At 44.8% G+C, this 21635-nt stretch carries 20 protein-coding genes; 15 read left to right on the top strand and 5 right to left on the bottom strand.

Annotation, left to right across the window (positions count from 1 at the left end):
• Nucleotides 1-17: 17 nt before the first annotated feature.
• From recQ to tig, 4 genes are all read right to left on the bottom strand, one after another.
• Nucleotides 18-2216 (bottom strand): DNA helicase RecQ, encoded by a 2199-nt coding sequence (gene recQ / locus D7D25_RS07405; RefSeq protein WP_122968342.1) that lies wholly within the window; start codon nucleotides 2214-2216, stop codon nucleotides 18-20.
• Nucleotides 2217-2478: 262 nt separating this feature from the next.
• Nucleotides 2479-3723: an ATP-dependent Clp protease ATP-binding subunit ClpX gene (gene clpX / locus D7D25_RS07400; protein ID WP_122968341.1), complete on the bottom strand. Its 1245-nt coding sequence runs from the start codon at nucleotides 3721-3723 to the stop codon at nucleotides 2479-2481.
• Between the two features lie 3 nt (nucleotides 3724-3726).
• On the bottom strand, nucleotides 3727-4401 hold the full coding sequence (gene clpP, locus D7D25_RS07395; protein ID WP_122968340.1) for an ATP-dependent Clp endopeptidase proteolytic subunit ClpP: 675 nt from the start codon (nucleotides 4399-4401) through the stop codon (nucleotides 3727-3729).
• A 178-nt stretch (nucleotides 4402-4579) separates the two neighbouring features.
• On the bottom strand, nucleotides 4580-6112 hold the full coding sequence (gene tig, locus D7D25_RS07390) for a trigger factor (protein WP_122968339.1): 1533 nt from the start codon (nucleotides 6110-6112) through the stop codon (nucleotides 4580-4582).
• 185 nt (nucleotides 6113-6297) lie between these two features.
• Here tig and D7D25_RS07385 point away from each other — a divergent pair, with 185 nt between their 5' ends.
• From D7D25_RS07385 to D7D25_RS07365, 5 genes are all read left to right on the top strand, one after another.
• Entirely contained in the window at nucleotides 6298-7218 is a 921-nt protein-coding gene (locus tag D7D25_RS07385) for a CPBP family intramembrane glutamic endopeptidase (RefSeq protein ID WP_158602569.1), read from the top strand.
• Between the two features lie 53 nt (nucleotides 7219-7271).
• A complete protein-coding gene (locus D7D25_RS07380; protein ID WP_122968337.1) occupies nucleotides 7272-7850 on the top strand; it encodes a DUF3109 family protein in 579 nt (192 codons plus the stop codon).
• A 195-nt stretch (nucleotides 7851-8045) separates the two neighbouring features.
• The gene (locus D7D25_RS07375) at nucleotides 8046-8648 is read left to right on the top strand and encodes a TetR/AcrR family transcriptional regulator (protein ID WP_122968336.1); all 603 of its coding nucleotides are present in this window, start codon (nucleotides 8046-8048) and stop codon (nucleotides 8646-8648) included.
• A gap of 39 nt (nucleotides 8649-8687) precedes the next feature.
• Nucleotides 8688-9434: a 3-oxoacyl-[acyl-carrier-protein] reductase gene (fabG, locus tag D7D25_RS07370; RefSeq protein ID WP_122968335.1), complete on the top strand. Its 747-nt coding sequence runs from the start codon at nucleotides 8688-8690 to the stop codon at nucleotides 9432-9434.
• 4 nt (nucleotides 9435-9438) lie between these two features.
• Nucleotides 9439-10107, top strand: coding sequence for an RluA family pseudouridine synthase (locus D7D25_RS07365; RefSeq protein ID WP_122968334.1), 669 nt, complete (start codon nucleotides 9439-9441; stop codon nucleotides 10105-10107).
• Nucleotides 10108-10187: 80 nt separating this feature from the next.
• On the opposite strand, the gene D7D25_RS17970 is transcribed toward D7D25_RS07365, so the two are convergent.
• A complete protein-coding gene (locus tag D7D25_RS17970) occupies nucleotides 10188-10334 on the bottom strand; it encodes a hypothetical protein (RefSeq protein WP_158602568.1) in 147 nt (48 codons plus the stop codon).
• Nucleotides 10335-10707: 373 nt separating this feature from the next.
• On the opposite strand from D7D25_RS17970, the gene D7D25_RS07360 reads away from it, so the two are divergent.
• The 10 genes from D7D25_RS07360 to D7D25_RS07310 all read left to right on the top strand — a co-directional run bounded on the left by D7D25_RS07360 (nucleotide 10708) and on the right by D7D25_RS07310 (nucleotide 21622).
• Entirely contained in the window at nucleotides 10708-10863 is a 156-nt protein-coding gene (locus tag D7D25_RS07360; protein WP_122968333.1) for a glycosyltransferase, read from the top strand.
• A 26-nt stretch (nucleotides 10864-10889) separates the two neighbouring features.
• Nucleotides 10890-11372, top strand: a complete 483-nt coding sequence (locus tag D7D25_RS07355) for a hypothetical protein (protein WP_122968332.1) — start codon at nucleotides 10890-10892, stop codon at nucleotides 11370-11372.
• Nucleotides 11373-11427: 55 nt separating this feature from the next.
• Nucleotides 11428-12261, top strand: coding sequence for a hypothetical protein (locus D7D25_RS07350; protein ID WP_122968331.1), 834 nt, complete (start codon nucleotides 11428-11430; stop codon nucleotides 12259-12261).
• A 23-nt stretch (nucleotides 12262-12284) separates the two neighbouring features.
• Entirely contained in the window at nucleotides 12285-12773 is a 489-nt protein-coding gene (locus D7D25_RS07345) for a hypothetical protein (RefSeq protein ID WP_122968330.1), read from the top strand.
• A gap of 1055 nt (nucleotides 12774-13828) precedes the next feature.
• The gene (locus D7D25_RS07335) at nucleotides 13829-14731 is read left to right on the top strand and encodes a sugar phosphate nucleotidyltransferase (protein ID WP_122968329.1); all 903 of its coding nucleotides are present in this window, start codon (nucleotides 13829-13831) and stop codon (nucleotides 14729-14731) included.
• A gap of 23 nt (nucleotides 14732-14754) precedes the next feature.
• Nucleotides 14755-16068 (top strand): hemolysin family protein, encoded by a 1314-nt coding sequence (locus D7D25_RS07330; RefSeq protein ID WP_122968328.1) that lies wholly within the window; start codon nucleotides 14755-14757, stop codon nucleotides 16066-16068.
• Between the two features lie 129 nt (nucleotides 16069-16197).
• A complete protein-coding gene (locus D7D25_RS07325; protein ID WP_122968327.1) occupies nucleotides 16198-17283 on the top strand; it encodes an aldose epimerase family protein in 1086 nt (361 codons plus the stop codon).
• A gap of 61 nt (nucleotides 17284-17344) precedes the next feature.
• On the top strand, nucleotides 17345-18685 hold the full coding sequence (locus D7D25_RS07320) for an MFS transporter (protein ID WP_122968326.1): 1341 nt from the start codon (nucleotides 17345-17347) through the stop codon (nucleotides 18683-18685).
• Between the two features lie 25 nt (nucleotides 18686-18710).
• Nucleotides 18711-19859: a galactokinase gene (gene galK, locus D7D25_RS07315; protein WP_122968325.1), complete on the top strand. Its 1149-nt coding sequence runs from the start codon at nucleotides 18711-18713 to the stop codon at nucleotides 19857-19859.
• 392 nt (nucleotides 19860-20251) lie between these two features.
• Nucleotides 20252-21622, top strand: coding sequence for a TolC family protein (locus D7D25_RS07310; RefSeq protein ID WP_122968324.1), 1371 nt, complete (start codon nucleotides 20252-20254; stop codon nucleotides 21620-21622).
• The last annotated feature ends 13 nt before the right edge of the window (nucleotides 21623-21635 follow it).

Below are 21635 nucleotides of genomic sequence, written 5' to 3'. Positions count from 1 at the left end.
TTTCCCACTTTCCCACCTTAATTCGCCATATCGGAGAAGAACTTGATGCGAACCAGGCGTATTTCGGTTTCTGTATAATCTGACAATTCTTCCTGCGCCTTCTCCAGATCATCTGTCTCGGTCTCTTTGAAATAGGAGTAGATATCCTGCAGTACATCCTGATCCATCACTTCATTGAGGAAATAATCGATATTGATCTTGGTTCCCGAATATACAATGGCTTCTACTTCCGACAGCATTTCGTTGAAATCAATACCTTTTGATTCCGCTAAGTCGTCAAGCGCCACCTTCCTGTCAATGGCCTGTACGATAGACACTTTGAGTTTCGATTTGTTGGCGACCGTCTTCACGCGGAGATCTTCGGGACGGGTGATGTCGTTTTCCTCCACGTGTTTCTTTATCAGATCGACGAATTCTTTGCCATAACGTTTTGCTTTTCCGGCACCCACTCCGGGAATATTTTGCAATTCCTCCAGTGTGATGGGATAGGAGGTGGCCATGGCTTCGAGTGACGAAGGCTGGAAAATAACATAAGGAGGAACGTTCAGTTTTTTCGACAGTTTTTTCCTCAGGTCCTTCATCATGGAGAAAAGCACGGGGTCGGCAGCTCCACCGCTTCCACCGGCAGAGATCACATCCGAATCATCGCTTTCCGGATCGCTCATGCTGTCCTCATCCTCCTCATCTTTCGTTATCTTAAAGGAGACGGGGCTTTTCAAGAAGTCTTTTCCCTTCTTGGAAATCTTGAGAATGCCGTAGTTCTCGATGTCTTTTTTCAGATAGTTGTCGAGTAATGCCTGACGGATAACCACCTCCCAGGTGCTTTCTTCTTCATCGGCTCCCGATCCGAATTCCTCCAGTTCATTATGCCCGTACGTCTCTATATCAGATGATTCTTTTCCTATGAGGAAATTTATAAGATAATCGGCCTTTTGTTTTTCTTTGAGAGCGGTAATCGCTTCCAATACAGTAATAAGTAACTCTTTCGCTTCCACTTTCTTCTTGGGATTTAAACAATTGTCGCAATGTTCACAATTCGGTTCGTTATACTCTTCGCCAAAGTAGTGCAGCAGCACTTTCCTCCGGCATACGGATGTTTCCGCATAAGCGGCTGTTTCCAGCAGCAGTTGTTTTCCGATCTCCTGTTCCGAGACCGGTTTACCTTGCATGAAACGTTCTAATTTCTGCAGGTCTTTTTCTGAATAGAATGCGATGCATTTTCCCTCACCCCCGTCGCGTCCGGCACGGCCGGTTTCCTGATAATAACCCTCAAGGCTCTTGGGAATATCATAATGGATCACATAACGTACGTCAGGTTTATCGATCCCCATGCCAAAGGCAATCGTCGCCACAATCACATCCACCTTCTCCATGAGAAAAGCATCCTGATTATGGCTGCGCGTGGCGGCATCCATTCCGGCGTGGTAAGGTAATGCCCTGATATCGTTTGCTTGCAGGATCTCTGCAAAATCGTCCACTTTCTTCCTGCTCAGACAATAGATAATTCCTGATTTTTTGCCCTGGGAGAGAATATACTTGATGATCTCCCTGTCTATTTGCTCCGTCTTATTCCGAATCTCGTAATAAAGGTTGGGACGGTTAAAAGATGATTTGAATACCACCGCGTCAGTCATCCCGAGATTCTTCTGGATATCGTGCTGTACCTTTGGTGTGGCCGTCGCGGTCAAAGTGATGATAGGCCGCAGGCTGATCTCACTGATGATAGGCCTGATGCGCCGGTATTCCGGCCGGAAATCGTGGCCCCACTCGGAAATACAGTGTGCCTCATCCACAGCATAAAATGATATGGGAATATTCCGGAGGAACTCCACGTTTTCGGTTTTGGTGAGCGACTCGGGGGCCACATACAGCATCTTTGTCCTGCCGGAGAGCACGTCTCTTTTCACCTCTTCTATCTCCTGCTTATTGAGGGAGGAGTTGAGAAAGTGGGCGATACCGTTTTCTTCACTATGGTTGCGCATGGCGTCCACCTGATTTTTCATCAGTGCGATAAGCGGTGAAATGACAATCGCCGTTCCCTCCATCAGCAGCGCGGGGAGTTGGTAGCAGAGTGATTTTCCGCCACCGGTAGGCATTAATACAAAAGTGTCTTTTCCCGACAAGATATTTCTAATTATAGCCTCCTGGTTACCTTTAAAAGTATCGAATCCGAAATATTTCTTTAACCCTTTGTATATTGAATCTTGTTTTTCCATTGAGCAAATCACTCTGTAATCAAATCTGCCTTTTTCCGAAAGGCAAGCACAAATTTAGGAAAGTATTTTATATTTCCAAATAAGATTATTGTAATACAAAATGAATATCTGTGGTTGTGCTGTAAATCCGTATAAATTTGATGACGGACGGCCGGATGGACACATGAAAAAAACGCAAGCTGAACATGCGTTTTTTTTTGATTCACACGCAACCGGCTTTCACCGGCCGGGCAATTCCTATATCTGGTGAATGGAATAGGTTTCAGGCGACTCTTAAATGATGGAGATCCGAATTCTCCAACTGTTGAGCCGCATATTCACGCGTGACGTGCATTTTTTTCTTCTCAGTGGAAGATGGAAGGGTGAACATCGCCTCAATCATGATAGCTTCTACGATAGAACGCAATCCGCGCGCTCCCAGTTTAAATTCGATCGCCTTGTCGACGATAAATTCGTAAGCTTCGTGGTCGAAAGTGAGCGTTACGTTATCCATCTCAAATAACTTCTGATATTGTTTGATGATCGAATTTTTAGGCTCTACCAATATGCGCAGCAGTGCATCCCGGTCGAGCGGCTCCAAGTAGGTGAGCACCGGAAGTCGCCCGATGATCTCCGGGATCAGCCCGAATGACTTCAGGTCGAGCGGAGTGATATATTTCATCAGGTTATTCCGGTCGATTACCGAACTTTGATTGCTGGCGGCATAGCCCACCACACGTGTGTTGAGGCGTTGGGCGATTTTTTTCTCTATCCCGTCGAAGGCACCCCCGCAAATAAACAATATATTTTTGGTATTTACGGCGATCATCCTCTGTTCCGGATGTTTTCTGCCACCCTGGGGCGGGACGTTCACCACCGAGCCCTCGAGCAGTTTCAGTAATCCCTGCTGTACTCCTTCTCCACTCACATCGCGGGTGATAGAAGGGTTGTCGCTTTTACGGGCAATCTTATCGATTTCATCGATAAAAACGATCCCTCTTTCCGCGGCGTTCACGTTATAGTCAGCGACCTGAAGCAGACGGGTGAGAATACTCTCTATATCCTCTCCCACATAGCCGGCTTCAGTAAGCACAGTGGCATCCACAATGGTAAAGGGAACCTGCAACATCTTCGCGATAGTTCTGGCCAGTAATGTTTTACCCGTGCCTGTGGCACCTACCATGATGATATTCGATTTTTCAATCTCCACATCATCCTTGGTATTCTTTTGCAAGATACGCTTGTAGTGATTGTAGACCGATACCGACAGAAAACGTTTCGCACTCTCCTGTTTGATCACGTACTGATCCAGAAACTCTTTGATCTGTGCCGGTTTGGGAAGTGAGGAGAGGGACAATCCGATGTCTGACTTCTTGTTGCTTTGGAACGAGTCGTTCACGATTTCGTGTGCCTGCTCAGCGCACATGTCGCAGATAAAGCCGGTCATCCCCGAAATAAGCAGATTTACTTCCTGTTCGCTTCTTCCGCAGAAGCTGCAATGATTGCTGCTATTCGCCTTTTTAGCCATTGTTTATTTCTTTTTTGTCAGGACGTCATCCACCATGCCGTATTCTTTGGCCTCGGCTGCCGTCATCCAGAAATCGCGGTCGGAATCTCTGGCCACCTCCTCAACGGGTTTACCCGAATGGGTGGATATGATGGCGTAAAGCTCCTGTTTGATCTTTGCGATTTCACGGGCGGTAATTTCTATGTCCGAGGCTTGTCCCTGCACACCTCCCAACGGCTGATGGATCATCACGCGGGAGTGGCTCAGGGCGAACCGTTTTTTCTCGGTACCGGCTACCAGTAATACGGCTGACATTGAAGCCGCGACACCGGTGCAAATGGTGGATACGTCGCTTGAGATGAATTGCATGGTGTCGTAGATACCCAATCCCGCGTAGACTGACCCGCCGGGAGAGTTAATGTAGATAGAGATATCTTTTCCCGGGTCGGAAGAGTCGAGATAGAGTAACTGAGCCTGGATCACATTGGCCGTATAATCGTCGACCGCGGTGCCGAGGAAGATAATACGATCCATCATCAAACGGGAAAAGACATCCATCTGTGCCACGTTGAGCTGACGCTCCTCGATGATGGTGGGGGAGATGTATCCTCCCTGGCTGGTGATATTCATGTAACTATCCAATCTGGAGCCGTTCATGCCCAGATGCTTCACCGCATATTTTCTAAAATCGTTATGCATAAAATTTGATTTGATCTTTATAATTCTAATTATTGCCAATAAAGCAACAGCAAACAGAGTGCCAAATTTACAGTCAGCCACATTTGCCGGTATTGGAATTATACAACAAATATATAACCAATTATCGAATTACAAAACAAAATCCTGGTAAACAATCGATAGGTTGCCCGGCAGCTATTTATTTTTTTGTCGATGTTTTTCTTTTTTTTGCCGGTTTTTCGGTTGACTCCGTACCCTCTTCCCTGGCAGGTGCGTCGGCCACCTCTTCTGTCACGCTGTTGTCGGAAACGATTTCCTCCACAACATCTTCATCCTGAGCGTGCTCTTCTGTGTGTTCACCGTGTTGATGCATGTGTCCGCTCATTAATTCGCTGAAATCTTTCGATGAGATCTCTTTTTCAATCAGGGTCACATTTTCTTTTAGCCAGTCGATAAGTTTGTTTTCGGTAGCCCGGTCGTACAGGTTACGGACTGTTTCTTCTTTTTCGAGCAGGCTCTTGGTGTAATTTTGCAGCACATCTGCCGGCAGGTTGGTCATTCCATATTGGGCAAACTGCGCCCTTGCCACTTCTGTGGCAAGCGCTTCAATATCTGTGAAGTCGACTTTGATCTCATTTTCTTCCACGATTTTTTGTCTTGCCACATGGAATTTCAGGTCATCCAGGATTTTCGGAAAATCTTTTTCTATCTCTTCGGCTGTGCGTTTCTCATCGGCTTCGCGCAACCAACGCTTCAACAGTTCGTCGGGGAATGTCACGGTTTCCATCATCTTTACAATGAGATCCCGTGCTTGGTGAATGAACAGATGGTCGGTGTCCGGTTTGAATTGTTTCGCCAGTTCTTCTCCCACCTTTGTCCTGAACTCTTCTTCCGTAGTGGCTGCTCCTTCACCCAACACTTTGTCGAAAAGTTCCTGATTCATTTCCGCTTCCTTATAGCGGGTCACCTCTTTGATATCGAACCGGAAATCGGAATTCATCTCCGCCACGTTTTCTTTAGTGGTTTGCAGCAGTGACGCGATTTCGGCTTCGTTATTGTCGTAGGCCTTTCGGGGATTGAGTAGCACGCTGTCACCTACTTTGGCTCCGACAAAGCGGTTTTTAGTCTCCTCATCCTTCATATAGGAAGGCATCAGGATGGCGTTTTCTATTACCTGGCCGTTCTCTTTTTCCTTGTCAGCATCCATTTCTACGAGGATGCCTTTGATCAGGTCGGTATCTTTCGCTTCCTCTTCCACGGAAACATAAGTGCCGTAATTCTGTTTATAGGCATCCAACTGCCGTTCGAGGAGTTCCGGTTCCAGTTGCACGTTATATGAGGTCAGTTCAACACTTTTGTCGAGCTTCAGGTCGAATTCGGGAGTAAGCGCCACGTCAAATGAGAATTTGAGTACTTCGTCTTTCTCCAGATCTATCTCTTCATCCAGGTTGTCAGCCGGCAGGGGTTCCCCAAGAACTTTAAGTTTATTGTCGCGGATGAAATTCCCTATCTCGTCGGAGACTATTTTATTGATTTCGTCGACCAATATAGCTTTCCCATATAATTTCCGGATCAGGCTTTTGGGTACTTTTCCCTGACGGAATCCGGGAATATTGGCCCTTTGACGGTATTGATTCAGTGATTTATCCACCTTTTCCTGATAATCTGTTTTTTCCAGTTCAATGACGATGGTTCCATTCACATCGTTCGTTTTGTTCAGTGTTGACTTCATTATAATATGTGAAAATGATTGTTTTTTGTTGAAAGTGCGTAAAATTCAACCGTTTGAAACATCCTTAAAAATAAGATTGCAAAATTAGTGTTATTCTTTTAATCTGCAAAAAATATTTTATTGCACCCGCTCCAATTCTGGTTCCGGATTATTGTACTACCTTTGCACTTTAAATGACAGCGGCAATGAAACCCTTATTTTCGTCCCTCACACCCGGCTATAAGATAGCCTGGCTTTTTTTGTTTCTGCTGATTGGTGTAATCACAGCCGGTATCCTGACAAATCTTATTCTGATGATACCGGGAGTGGACGGCGGAGAGGGAGTGACTGCCATTTATGTGGGCTCGGTGATGCAATCGGTGGTGGGCACCGCTTTGCCGGCATATTTTATTGCTGTTTTGACTCACCCTGCCCCGGTGCGTTACCTGAAGATGACCGCCAACGGCCGGATGGGCGAAAAAATGATATTCGCCGTGCTGGCTTTTATCTTCTCTTACTGTTTGGCCTCGTTTCTGTCACAATGGAACAAAGGGATGGAGCTTCCTGCGTTTATGGATGAAGTGGAGCAGGTATTGCGCTCCATGGAAGATGCTGCCCTCGAGACCACCGGTTTGTTGCTGTCGGGTAAGACCATCGGAAGTCTTATCCTGAACCTGATTATTGTGGCAGGGTTGGCAGCAGTGTCGGAAGAGATGTTTTTCCGTGGAGCCTTGCAACAGTTTATTCAGGAGAAGTTCCCGAACGGACATCTGGCTGTCTGGATCACGGCACTGGTATTCAGTCTGGTCCATTTCCAGTTTTGGGGATTTTTACCGAGACTCCTTTTGGGCGCTCTGTTGGGATATCTCTTCCTTTACACGCGGAATCTGTGGGCTCCTATCCTGTTCCACTTTGTGAATAATGCTTTCATCATTGTGCTGCATTATTTCTGGGGCGGCACCCGGTGGATGAGCGCGATTGAGGAAATGCCGGTCGACGGGTGGTTTGCTCTCGTGGCCTCCGCCAGCGCATTGTGTACCGTTCTTTTATTCGGGAGATACAGGAGGGCTTTAAGAGTGGGAGAGCAGCAGGCTGCGGGACTCGGTGAATGGGCGAATGAAGAGTGAAAAATTAATTTCCCAGTTCTCAATTTCTCAGTTCAAATTTCAAATTAACAATAATGATACAAATTCAGCATACGCTCTTGTCTGACGAGATACTCGAGGAACAATTTATTTGTGACCTTTGTAAATGTAAGGGAGAATGTTGCGTGGAAGGAGAATCGGGCGCGCCTATTACCAGAGAGGAATTTCAGGAGATAGAAGGTATTCTGCCCGAAATATGGGATGATCTTTCCCCAAAAGCACAGGAGGTGATCAACAAGCAGGGGATCGCCTATACCGATTACGACGGTGAACTGGTTACCTCCCTTGTAAACGGAAAAGAGTGTGTGTTCACCTACTTCGATGCCGAGGGTGTGTGCAAATGCGCCATCGACAATGCTTACCGGCAGGGGCGGATATCCGTCCGCAAACCGGTCTCGTGCCATCTTTATCCTATAAGATTGGCAGAGTACAGAGATTTCACGGCTGTCAATTATCATCGTTGGTCAGTATGTGAGCCGGCCGTGAAGCTCGGAAGAAAAGAGGGAGTTCCTCTTTACCGCTTCCTGAAAGAACCTTTGATCAGAAAATTCGGAGAGGAATGGTATAATGAAGTGTGCGAAGCCGCCAAGTTATTGGATAAAAAGGAGGAATAAAAACGAAAAAATAAAACCGGTTTGTTGCTGAACTTGCCTTATAGATTGTCGTCCTTAGCTTCGGTATGTTCTCGTCCTTACTCTCTCTATGTTTTGGATGTTAAATATCTATTTCATTTTTTTGTGTTATTTACTTTTTAAATTTGGAATCTTGTACTATTTTTGCACACACGTACGTAAAATGTGCATAGTGCTATGGCTTCAGCAATTTCTAAGACAAGGAAAAATTTAATCGATGTAGCCCAGCAGCTTTTCGCCAGGAAAGGTGTTGAGAATACAACGATGAATGATATTGCCGAAGCATCACAACGTGGCCGACGTACTCTCTATACCTATTTCAACAGTAAATACGATATTTACAAGGCAGTTATTGAGTCGGAGCTCAATGTGCTGTACAACAGACTCGAGGAGGTAATCAAGCGTGACATCCCTGCCGATGAGAAACTGATTTTGTTGGCTTTCACCCGCCTGAGCGCCGTTAAAGAGGTGGTTACCCGCAATGGTACTTTGCGTGCCAATTTTTTCAGGGATATCTGGCAGGTGGAAAATGTCCGTAAGGAGTTCGACAGGAAAGAGATCAGTTACCTCGAAGGGATTATCCAGGACGGTTGTAATAAAGGTATTTTCGGACTGAGGAATGTAAAGCAAACCGCGGTAATATTGCATTATGCTTTCAAAGGGCTGGAAGTGCCCACCATCCGGGGTACATTAAGGCTTGACTATAATAAAAAAGAAGACCGGGAAATTATTTCTGATATTCTCTTTAAGGGATTGTATAGAGTGAAGAGTGAAGAATGAAGAAATTGATAATTGGTAATTTATAATTGATAATTGAAAATGAAGCTATTAGAAGGAAAAACAGCATTAGTGACCGGAGCTGCCCGCGGTATCGGGAAGGCTATCGCGATGAAATTTGCTTCGGAAGGTGCGAATATCGCGTTTACGGACTTAACCATAGATGAAGTGGGAGCGGCTACCGAACACGAAGTCGCCTCTTTGGGTGTGAAGTGTAAAGGCTATGCCTCCAATGCCGCCAATTTTGAAGAAACACACAAGGTCGTTGAGCAGGTGATGCGGGATTTTGGCCGCATAGATATCCTGATCAACAATGCCGGTATCACTAAAGACGGCTTGATGATGCGGATGAGCGAACAGCAGTGGGATGCGGTAATCAATGTGAATCTCAAGTCGGCATTCAACTTCATTCATGCGGTGACCCCCATAATGATGCGCCAGAAATCGGGCAGCATTGTGAATATGAGTTCTGTGGTAGGGGTATCGGGGAACGCCGGTCAAGCCAATTATTCTGCCTCTAAAGCCGGAATGATCGGACTCGCGAAATCGATGGCCAAAGAGTTGGGTTCACGCGGTATCCGTGTCAATGCGATTGCTCCCGGCTTCATCATTACCGAAATGACCGGACAGTTGTCGGAGGAAGTGCGTAACGAATGGGCAAAGCAGATTCCGTTACGACGCGGAGGCACACCGGAAGATGTCGCGAATGCGGCTCTTTTCCTTGCTTCCGACCTCTCTTCGTATGTAAGCGGGCAAGTGATGAATGTCTGCGGTGGGATGAATACCTGATTCGATGACAATTCTTTACGAGGATAACCACATCATTATTGTCAACAAGGCGCCGGGCGAGATCGTGCAGGGCGACAAGACGGGCGATCAACCGTTGTCGGAGATGGTGAAGGAATATCTGAAAGAGAAGTACAATAAGCCCGGCAACGTTTTTTGTGGTGTGACGCACCGGCTCGACCGTCCGACGAGCGGGGCGGTGGTGTTTGCGAAGACCAGTAAAGCGTTGTCGCGGCTCAACGATATGTTTCGCAATGGCGAGGTGGACAAGACCTATTGGGCCATTGTGAAAAATCGTCCTCCAAAGGAGGAAGATCAGTTGACGCACTATCTGATCAAGAATGAAAAAACCAACAAATCCACCGCGCACACTCTTGAGAAACCACATACCAAAAAAGCGGTGCTGCATTACCGGCTGATCGCCGCTTCACAGAATTATTATTTGCTGGAGATAGATCTGGAGACCGGTAGGCATCACCAGATCCGGGTTCAATTAGCCAAAATAGGATGCCCGATCAAGGGAGATCTCAAATACGGCGCGGCCCGTTCCAATCCCGACGGGAGCATCAGTCTTCATGCACGTACCATCTCGTTTGTCCATCCTGTTTCCCAAAAAAAGATACACGTCACCGCGCCCGTGCCGGAGGATAATCTGTGGAAAGCGTTTGAAGTATGAGATGTAGATTTTTTCGTGGCTTGCCGGCTTTTATTGTTCTCAGCCGTTTTTTTTAACCTATTCTACAGCAACGAGACGATTCAAAGCAAAACCAATCCTTCCCCATAGCATATCGATTTGTTCGCACCATCGGGCTGATCATACCGTAATTTCGACAGGTACTCTTTGCCGCTATAGCTTGCAGCCGCCATTTTGGCAAGGCATGGTTTCTCTATCAGTTTTTGCAATCCTTCTGTTATGATTGGGGAGCCTTTTGACAAAAATCCGATTAAAGTTAAAATACATGAAATGCAAGATGAGTCTAAGAAATATTTTTTTATTTTGCAAACAATTGAGTGGATTGTTTTGTATAACACACTGTGAATCAGTGAATTTCTAGGAGAATGAGCAAATTTTAACCAATTGTTACGGTGGATAGGACAGATTTATATGATTTTTTACTTGTCGGAGCAGGATTATTCAAAGAAGTGTCTTGTCGTGGAAAAGAGGAGCCATTGAGGAGGCAATCTGTATTGCCGCGCTGTTGAAGGGGGGCAGGTTCACATGAAACAGTGGAAAAGGCACTGAATTTGTTTGCGACAATTAATTAACACTGATGGCATGGAAGAGGGAATTTCAGTTATTATGCCCACATTTAACCAGGCGGGATTTATCCGCCGGGCAATATTCAGTTTGTTGGCCCAAAATTATCAAAAATGGGAGCTTATTATTATTTGGCTTTATACTGAATTGGCAAATCTTTCGGATCAATATTAATTGAGAATAATTTTAATCAAGAAATTATGAAAATATTTAGAATTTTTCGTGTTGCAATCTTATTCATTGTCTTATTTAATTTTCCATCATCGTTATTTGCACAGGAAGATGTTTCGGTGGAATTCTCTTTTAATAAACCAGGTGAATATGTTTGTGAAATTCGAAATATGACAGATTCCTGGATGACCATTTGGCTTAACAAGGAAGAAGCTGACATACGTAGTAATTTGTATTTCTATGCTTTAAACTCAATTAATGATACCGTTCCTATATACTATGAATTATGGAAAGATCCAAAGAAGTTAATTTTACATCTAGATGCGGGGGAGACGTATACAAATTCGTATAAATTTATTCACCCTGAACGGTACGTCAAGGCACGTGTCGTTATTAAATATGTGGTAAAATCTCTCCCTCGCAAAGGGGGGTCTTATGAAAGGATATTTAATTTGAGAGAGGTTAGAAACAAGGCGTATATCCCTCAAGTATTAAGGGAAGATGAGGAATAGAAGTTTTTATTATGAGTGATGAAAGAATGAATTTATCAACATAAAATCCAACCGTATGAAAAAGAAATTAACAAGAAGCAGTTTCAGTGCTTTAAGAGAAACAGCGACCCTCTTGAACGAACAGGAACAGAGGGCTGTAATAGGCGGCGATTATTGGGATGACCACGGCTATTGGACCACAGATTCATTTGGAAATATGTATTGGACAAGAACTTCCCAGGGAGATGGATATTATTACGGTGATAGCGGTTATTACGGTGATAGCGGTTATTATGGTGGAAGTGGTTACTACGGTAGTAGTGGTTATTACGAATATTATGGCGGTAGTAGCGGTCTGGGTAATATTCCTATAACAAACAGTCAATTCATGTTAAATCAAATGATATGGGAAAGTTCAAAATCTACGTTCTTTAACCAGGCATCCATATTGTTTAACATTGATTTATCTCAGATGAATATTATTGTCTCACCGATAGGTAGACCAGCTAATGCATGGATAGGAGGCAATGGAGAAGTTTTCTTAGAAGATCGTTTTTTTAATTTACCATCAAATAGGCAATTAAGGGTTTTAGTTCATGAACATACTCATATAACAGAAGACCTGTCATGGAATCCGACAGTAAAAAGTATTCATACAACACTTCCTGAACCTCCTCCGCATATAAAATCATATATTATGAATGTTTTATCTGGAGGTGATGAATTTTCTTATATGCAAAATATGAATCATTCAACTTTACGTGATCCTCAGTATTATAGGAATGAAGTTAATGCTTATATGAAAGAAAAACAATTATTTACAAATCTTTCACCAGAAGAGGCCGCAGAATTAGATTATCGCATCTGGTATTATTCAGAATTAGCAAACCTTGCTGATCAGCATTATTGATAATAACTTTAAACAAAAGGATAATGATAACAAATAAAATTTTGCAATTATCAATGATATTGGTGATGCTGTATATATTTCCGATGACACTTTTTACACAAGAAGACGTATCGGTGAAATTCTCTTTTAAAAGACCCAATGAGTTTGTTTGTGAAATACAAAACATGACAGAATATGAGATGAGTATTTTACTTAGTAAGGAAGAGGCTGAGGGACATAGTGATTTGTACTTCGATATTGTAGGGCTTAGGAACGATACGACTCGGAATGTATATTATGGATTAATGCAGGATGTGAATAATCAAAGTCAGATATTACGCCTAAATTCCGGAGAGAGTTATACAATCTCATACAAAGAATACTTTCGATTTATCAAAGCCCATGTTTATATAAAATATGGAGTAAGAAGTCCGACACCAATATTTGTAGCACATTATAGAAAAACATTTGACTTAAATGAGGTTAGAAGAAGGGCGTATTGCCGGCCGGTATTAAAGGAAGATGAGGAATAGAAGTCTTTATTATGAGCGATGAAAGAATGAATTTATCAACATAAAATCCAACCGTATGAAAAAGAAATTAACAAGGAGCAGTTTCAGTGCTTTAAGAGAAACATCGACCCTATTGAACGAACAGGAACAGAGGGCGGTGATTGGTGGCGATTATTGGGAGCCGTGCCGACAATGCGTTGTCTACGGCAAGCCAGCCGCCAGGCTTTAGGCCTGTCGGCTGGCGGAGGGATTTGGTCCCGCGGACCACCTCGTCCTTCATCTTCTCCCTTGAAGGAGGAGTGCCGCTGTTCTTGGAATTCTTGTCAGGTTTCTGATATTTGGAAAGGCGGTCCCCAAAGAATCAAGATTGCTTAAACGGCATATCTCAATATGCTGTGATTCCATGGTCTTGCGCATAGACTTTATCTCATCAGCCATGGACTGAAGCGGGGAGGATATGTCCGTAACATTGCTTTCCATACTACAAAGGTGCGAAAAATTAATGACATACGAAAACAAACAGGTTATTTATGTTACCGAATATCAAATAATTATGAAAACCAGGCGCTGATAGTGTGGGGACGGACACTTTACAATTATCCAAATCTCAGAAAGTTGTCTTACTAAAAAAATAAGCGGAATACTAAGGCTAAATAGTTACATAATAGATTTATAAAAGTTAAATAATGTAAAATAAATAAGGGGGAGATGAAAGCATTTCTGCTGTTTTAATGATGGCTCATTTTCCATGAGGTGAAGGAGTCTGTTATTCTGATATTGAATTTTACATCTTCTTAAAAGAAAAAGAGACTTTCCCGGTTGATGATTGGGTGTGTCAAGTCCATCCTGTAGTGATGTATTTTGAATTAACTCCGCGGGAATTTGATTTTATCCATAAAGTCGTGAATGAATTTTAAGATAAAAATCTTACATTTGCATCTCGGTGAGTGATCCCGACTTATTTATAAAGGAAAAAGTGCAAATCTACAAATCAACAAATCAATAAATGAAATGAGCATTTGACAAGAAGAAAAGAAGACATGTGACTTTATTCTTTGCTCTTTATTCTAAAAAAAATGAAACCGACTTTATTTGTATTGGCAGCAGGCATGGGAAGCCGCTATGGGGGACTGAAACAGCTGGACGGATTGGGTCCGAACGGCGAGACCATTATGGATTATTCTATCTACGACGCGGTAAATGCCGGCTTTGGGAAACTGGTCTTCGTGATCCGCAAGTCGTTTGAAAAGGACTTCAGGGAGAAGATCGTCAGTAAATATGAGAAGAAAATACCGGTGGAACTGGTATTCCAGGAACTGGACAAATTGCCGGAAGGCTTCACGCCTCATCCCGACCGTGTGAAACCATGGGGTACCAACCATGCTGTGATGATGGGGAAAGAGGTGATTCATGAGCCTTTCGCGGTGATCAATGCCGACGATTTTTACGGACGCGAGAGCTATAAGGTGCTGGCCGATTATCTTTTCACCCTGGGAGAGAGTGAAAACAAATATTGCATGATGGGTTACCGTGTGGGAAATACCCTTTCGGAAAGCGGCACCGTAGCCCGTGGGGTTTGTGAAACCGATCAGGACCGCAACCTTACCGGCGTGGTGGAACGTACACAGGTGATGCGTGTGGACGGAAAAGTGAGCTATAAGGATGAAAACGACCAATGGGTCGCCATCGACGACAACACTCCGGTCTCCATGAATATGTGGGGTTTCACACCCGATTATTTTGAATACTCCGACGATTACTTCGTGCAATTCCTGAAAGAAAATGCCGAAAATCTCAAAGCAGAATATTTTATACCGTTACTGGTCAATCACCTTATCGTTACAGGAAAAGCTTCCGTAAAAGTGCTCGACACGCCTTCCGGATGGTTTGGCGTCACTTATGCGGAAGACCGGCCCGGAGTGGTGGCAAAATTGAAAAGTCTGGTCGATGAGGGAACTTATCCCTCTCCCTTGTGGTGAGATGATCACAGAAATAGCCTGCTATGTGGATAGATGTCATTATCATTCTTTTACTGATCCTTTTTAACGGTTTCTTTGCTTTGTCGGAGATCGCCATCGTATCCACGAAGAAGAACAAACTGGAGGCAGAACGAAAGAAAGGTAAGTTAGGAGCCCGGCGAGCATTGAAATTACGTTCCGATCCCGGTAACTTCCTGTCCTCGGTACAGGTGGGCATTACCCTGATCGGTATCATCAACGGCGCTTACGGGGGGCAGGCTTTTACTGTGTATCTGGTGCCTTTCTTTCAGCAGTTTCCGGCTGTCGCCCCTTTTGCCGAAGCTGTTTCCATGGTGGTTGTGGTGTTCCTTATCACTTATGTCTCCATCGTGATAGGTGAACTGGTGCCAAAGACCATCGCGCTCAACAATCCCGAAAAAATGGCGATTGCCGTGGCCCCTACCATCCATGTGGTGAGTATCATTTTCTATCCGTTCGTAAAACTGTTGTCGGTGTCGACGAACTTTGTCAACCGGCTGATAGGTTTGAAACCGAAAGTGGAAGTGGTGTCGGAAATGGAACTGAGGGCTATGTTGAAAACCGCTTCCCATCAGGGTGTTATCGATGCGGAAGAAAATATCATCCACGAGCAGGTTTTTTATTTTTCCGATAAACGGGCTATCCATCTCATGACACACCGTACCGATGTGGAATGGGTGGATATCAGCAAGAGCAGAGGGGAGATCATTGAGGACCTGTTGCAGACAAAACACAGTAAGATACTTGCCTGCAGAAAGGAGATCGACGACTTTGTAGGTACCATCTCCATGAGGGATTTCCTGTTACGGCTCAATGAGGGGGAATTGTTTTCGATTGAGGAGCTGATCATGGAGCCTATTATTGTCCCTAATAACCAACTGGCGCAAAAAGTGCTTGAAAACTTCAAGAACAACCATAAGTTTGTGGCTGTGGTGGTAGATGAATATGGGAGCCTCGACGGAATCATCACTATTCACGATATATTCGAGAATCTGGTAGGCGCCATTCCGGAGGAGACCGAAGATGAACTCTCTGATCCGCTCATATTCATCCGTGACGACCATTCTGCCCTGGTGAGCGGAGAGGCGCCTATAGAGATATTGTCGCAGATGGATGAGGATTTTATTGTGGATTTCGACAAGATCGATTATTCTACTGTGGCCGGCTTCGTGTTTGAATGCATCAATAAGATCCCGGCGGTGGGAGATCAGTTCGATTACGAGAATCTTCATTTCGAGATTGTGGATGTGGATGGAAACAAGATTGATAAACTTTTAGTGACAAAAAAATTAAAAGAAGTTGATGATGGGTTTCTCTGATAATTAAAAATTTTATGTTATATAACACAAAATTTTTTCATGCCACATCGAAAATAGGTGCTAATTTTACAGCAGATTTATAGAGAATCAATCTTCATCAATATCTTAATTTTAAACCCAGAAAATTACATGAACAAATTGTATGGCAAATCCGGTTTGCTTGTCGATGCTTTTCAGAAAACGGTAGATGGCAGGCAAACCGGGTTATACACTCTGACAAACAAAAATGGATGCGAACTGGCAGTCACCAATTACGGGGCCAAAATAGTTTCGCTGATGGTGCCCGATAAAAACGGAACATTGGTTGACGTTGTATTGGGACATAATACGATCGATGAATATCTGACTTCGGAAGAAGCCTATTTTGGCGCCGTTTGCGGCAGAACGGCCAACCGGATCGCCAAAGGCCGTTTTACGCTTGATGGGAAAGAATACCCATTGGCGGTGAACAATGGCCCCAACTCGCTCCATGGTGGTGTGAAGGGGTTCAATGCTGTGGTATGGGAAGTGAAAAAAGTGACTGACCAGGGTATCGAGCTGTTTTATCTCTCCCCCGACGGGGAAGAGGGGTTTCCCGGTAATCTCGCCGTTACAGTGACTTACACTTTGACGGACGATAATGCCCTGGACATTCATTATAAGGCCACTACCGACAAAACGACCATCCTGAATCTCACCAATCATTCTTATTTCAATCTTTCCGGACAAGGGGATCCATCCATCAGTGACCATTGGTTGATGATCAATGCAAAGAGTTATTTGCCTACCGACAATACGGCCATACCTTATGGTGAACCGGCACCGGTAAAGGGAACACCGTTCGATTTTACCGTACCCCATACCATAGGGGAGCGGATCGATGACGATTTTGAGCAACTGCATTTTGGCAAAGGATACGATCATACTTTTATTTTGGATAAAAAGAGTATGGATGAATACGTGTACGCGGGTTACTGTCTTTCGCCGAAAACAGGAGTCAAAATGGAGATCTATACTACCGAGCCGGGTATGCAGCTCTATACCGGCAATTGGATGACCGGCAATTTTGCCGGGAAGCATGGAAAACGCTATCCCGCAAGATCGGCTGTGTGTTTCGAAACACAACATTTCCCCGATAGCATCAATAAGCCGGAATATCCGTCGGTGATCCTACGCCCGGATGAAACGTTTGCATCAAGGACAACCTACCGGTTTTTGATGGGAGACTCAAAATAATTTTGTATTAGACCATTGACAGTTAATAGAATAATAATTAATAATTAATTAATCAAAAAGTATGAACACGACTACTGATCAGAACAAGAATCGGATTGTGCCAATCATCATGATGATCGCGCTTTTCGGAATGATCTCATTTGTCACCAATTTGGCGGCACCGATGGGACAAGTATTAAAAGAACAATTCGGCGTTTCTAATTCTCTGGGATTGCTGGGGAATTTAGCCAATTTTATTGCTTACGCCGTGATGGGAATACCCGGAGGCATGCTTTTACAACGTGTGGGGTATAAAAAGACGGCCCTGATCGCTATCGCCGTGGGTTTCATAGGTGTGCTGGTGCAGTTTCTCTCGGGACATTCCCCCCAGGAATCCGCTTTTGTCATTTACTTGCTCGGAGCGTTTATCGCCGGTTTTTCCATGTGTCTGTTGAATACCGTGGTCAACCCCATGCTGAATACATTAGGGGGCGGTGGTAACAAAGGCAACCAGTTGATCCAGGTCGGTGGATCCTTCAACTCCGTGATGGCTACATTTACTCCCGCGTTCGTGGGTATTTTAATTGGGGAGGCCGCTAAAGCCAATATCAAGGATGTATTCCCCGTGATGTACATCGCGATGGCTGTTTTTGCTGTTGTGTTCTTTGTAATGATGGCGGTAAGAATTCCCGAACCACATGCCACAAAGACAAAAGAACCTATGGGTAAGCTAATGTCAGGTGCGTTGAAGTTCAGGCATTTTGTTTTGGGCGCCATTGCTATTTTTGTGTATGTGGGAGTGGAAGTGGGCACACCCGGTGTGATGATATTATGGTTGTCCGACACACCGGTCGGTAAGACAACCGCGGGATTTGTCGCCGGGATCTATTGGCTTTTCATGTTAGCCGGCAGGTTGATCGGAGCTTCCTTGGGAAGTAAAATTTCCAGTAAGGCAATGCTTTCCACAGCCTCGCTGGTAGGATTGTTATTGATCCTGGCTGCCATCTTCTCTCCGACAACCATCGAAGTCACCTTCCCGGCCTTTACCTCGGAAGGCGGCCTTTCGTTCGGGTTGGTGCAGATACCCATTAATGCAATGTTTATGGTGTTGGTCGGTTTCTGCACATCGATTATGTGGGGAAGCATATTCAACCTTGCGGTAGAAGGGTTGGGCAAGTTCACACCGGCCGCCACGGGAATATTTATGACCTTGGTATGCGGTGGTGGTATCCTTCCCTGGATCCAGGGGGGTATAGCCGATTCGGTTAGTTATCTGGCAAGCTACTGGGTGATTGCCATCGGCTTGGCTTATCTGTTGTTCTATGCCCTGGTCGGATCGAAAAACGTGACCACCGGCGTCTCCGTGACCGATGAAGAAGTGCCGGTAGATACTGCTTCCCTGAGTGCACCCGTGGAAGAATAATGTGTCGGTTTAATAATTAATTGTTATGACGAAAGAAGAAGTAATAAAAATATTTTCCGGGAAATTCGACAGCCGGACCCCGGAGGTCTATGCCTCACCGGGACGTATCAACTTAATAGGGGAGCATACCGATTACAATGGAAGCTTCGTATTCCCCGGCGCTATCGATAAAGGCATGATTGCCGCTATCGGGTTCAATGGAACCGATAAAGTGAGGGCCTACGCGATTGACTTGGATGAAAGTTCCGAGTTCGGGCTCAATGAAGAGGACCTTCCCAAAGAGGGTTGGGCCAAATATCTGTTTGGTGTATGCCGTGAGATCATCAAAAGAGGTGGTACGGTGAAGGGCTTCGACACCGTATTCGCGGGCGATGTGCCCCTGGGCGCGGGCATGTCATCTTCAGCGGCATTGGAAAGCACCTATGCTTTCGCGTTGAACGACCTGCTCGGTCTTGGCATCGATCAGTTCGAACTGGCGCGTATCGGTCAATCCACCGAGCACAATTATGTGGGTGTCAAGTGCGGCATTATGGACCAGTTTGCTTCCATTTTCGGCAAGAAAGGCAATCTGATCCGTCTCGACACCAAATCGATGGAATACGCCTATTTCCCGTTTGATCCCAAAGGATATAAACTGGTGTTGCTTGATACTGTTGTGAAACATGAACTGGCCTCATCGGCATATAACAAACGGCGGGAATCGTGCGAACATGCCGCCAGAACCATTGCAAAGCGCCACCCCGAGGTGGAGTTCCTGCGTGATGCTTCTATGGAGATGCTCGACGAGGTGAGGAATGAGATTTCGGAAGAGGACTATCTGCGTGCCAAATATGTGATCGAGGAAACCCAGCGGGTACTCGATGTATGTGACGCGTTGGAGAAAGGCGATTATGAGACCGTCGGCCAGAAGATGTATGAAACGCACCACGGCATGAGTAAACTCTACGAGGTGAGCTGCGAGGAACTCGATTTCCTGAACGATGTGGCCTGTGAGCATGGTGTGACCGGTTCGCGCGTGATGGGAGGCGGCTTTGGTGGTTGTACCATCAATTTGGTGAAGGATGAGTTGTATGATTCATTTATCGCCGATGCCAAAACGCAGTTCAAGGCCAACTACGGCCATGAACCGAAAGTCTATGATGTGGTGATCAGCGACGGAGCCCGCAAGCTCTAAAGTCATTATACTTATATTGTAAGGTTGGAAGGCGGGGTTTCAATAACCCCGTTTTCCAACCTTTTTAATTAAGAGAAATGCCCCCACTTTTATGGCATTGTTCCTACTGGCGGCGGCTTCGTCCGCTCAATTCCGCGCCAGAGTGAATCACACCTGGTTATGTAGTGAAACCTTTCAACGTACCTTAGGGGATCAGTTCATCCGGTATTAGGGGCCCGAATCGTTCAATGTTAGGGGCTCTAATCGTTCGATCTTAGGGGATGATGCCGTATCCCACACGCAGGCTTATGTCGGCTGATTCCTTTTTTTGGTCGATAAATACCCAACCTTCGTCGAAATATTTTTCTTGGCTTGTCGGGCAACGCTACTTTTGCCTGAAAAAAGGATTATTTATGAGGTACATTTTTTATCCATTCTTTCCCGTAAGGACAAATATTGCTTCTGTTTGTATCACGGCAGCAGTATTCCTTTTGTCAGGAATATCGGCCGCGTATTCGCAAGAAAAAGCCTTGCCTTCGCAATGGGATTTACAAGCGTGTATCGATTATGCACTTGAAAATAATATACAAATAAAGAAGAGTGAAGCCAATAAAGAAACCGGATTGGTCGATACCAAACTGGCGAAAGCGGCCATGCTTCCCTCACTCTCGGCATCTATTGGTCAAAACCTGACCAATTACCCGTTTTCACAAGAAAACACATCTTCCGGAACATCCTCCCTTTCCACATCCGGAAGTTACAGCCTGAACGCGTCGTGGACCATATTCGACGGCGGTTCACGCGTTACCGGTATCAAACAGGCCGAATTAAACAACCGGATCGCCGATTTGGAAATTGAAGAGAGTAAAAACAACATCAAATTATCCATCATACAAAACTATCTCCAAATTCTTTATGCCAGCGAGGCTTTGAAAGCATATGAGGATGCCGTGGAATTAAGCAAAGCCCAATTGGAGAGCAATAAAATAAAATTATCTGTCGGCTCGGTGGCCAAAAGCGATGTTTCTCAATGGGAATCACAGTTTGCGGCGGATAATTACAATTTGGTGAATGCCCAAACCACCCTGGAGAATTATAAATTACAATTGAAACAACTTCTGGAACTGGACAGTCTTGACAGCATGGATTTGACCCTCACACCACCCGGCGAGGAAGATGTATTATCCCTGGTCCCCGATAAACAGACGATTTATCAGACGGCTTTACATGTGATGCCACAAATAAGAAACAGCGAGCTTAACACTGAATATGCGCAACTGGGTATTGAAAAAGCCAAGGCCGGTTTTTATCCCACTGTCAGCTTACAGGTGAATACCGGAACCGCCAACCTATATAATCAGTCGGGATACTCTTTCGGCTCACAATTGAAAAATAACTGGAATAACATGATCGGATTGTCGGTCAGTATTCCCATCTTTTCCAACAGGACTGTCAAAAGCGCCGTGGAGAAAGCCGGCATCAATGTCTATTCATCGCAATTGAATGAATTAAGTATACGGAAAGAACTGTATGCCGACATTGAAACGGCTTATTTAAATACCCTGGCTTCACAAGCCCAGTTCGTGGCGGCCGAAGAGAAAGTCAAATATAGCCGGGAGAGTTACGATGTGATGAACGAACAGTTTACATTGGGCCTCAAGAATACGATTGAAATGTTGACGGAAAAAAACAGATTGATAACGGCTCAACAGGAATTGCTGCAGGCAAAATACAAGGCTTTGCTGAATATTAAAGTATTGGAATACTATCAGGGCTTGATTTGAGGGAACTATTTCG

The sequence above is a fragment of the Proteiniphilum sp. X52 genome, from assembly GCF_003712195.1.
GTDB lineage: Bacteria > Bacteroidota > Bacteroidia > Bacteroidales > Dysgonomonadaceae > Proteiniphilum.
Note: the sequence above shows the minus strand (reverse complement) of the source record. Positions and strands in the feature narration are given on the sequence as shown.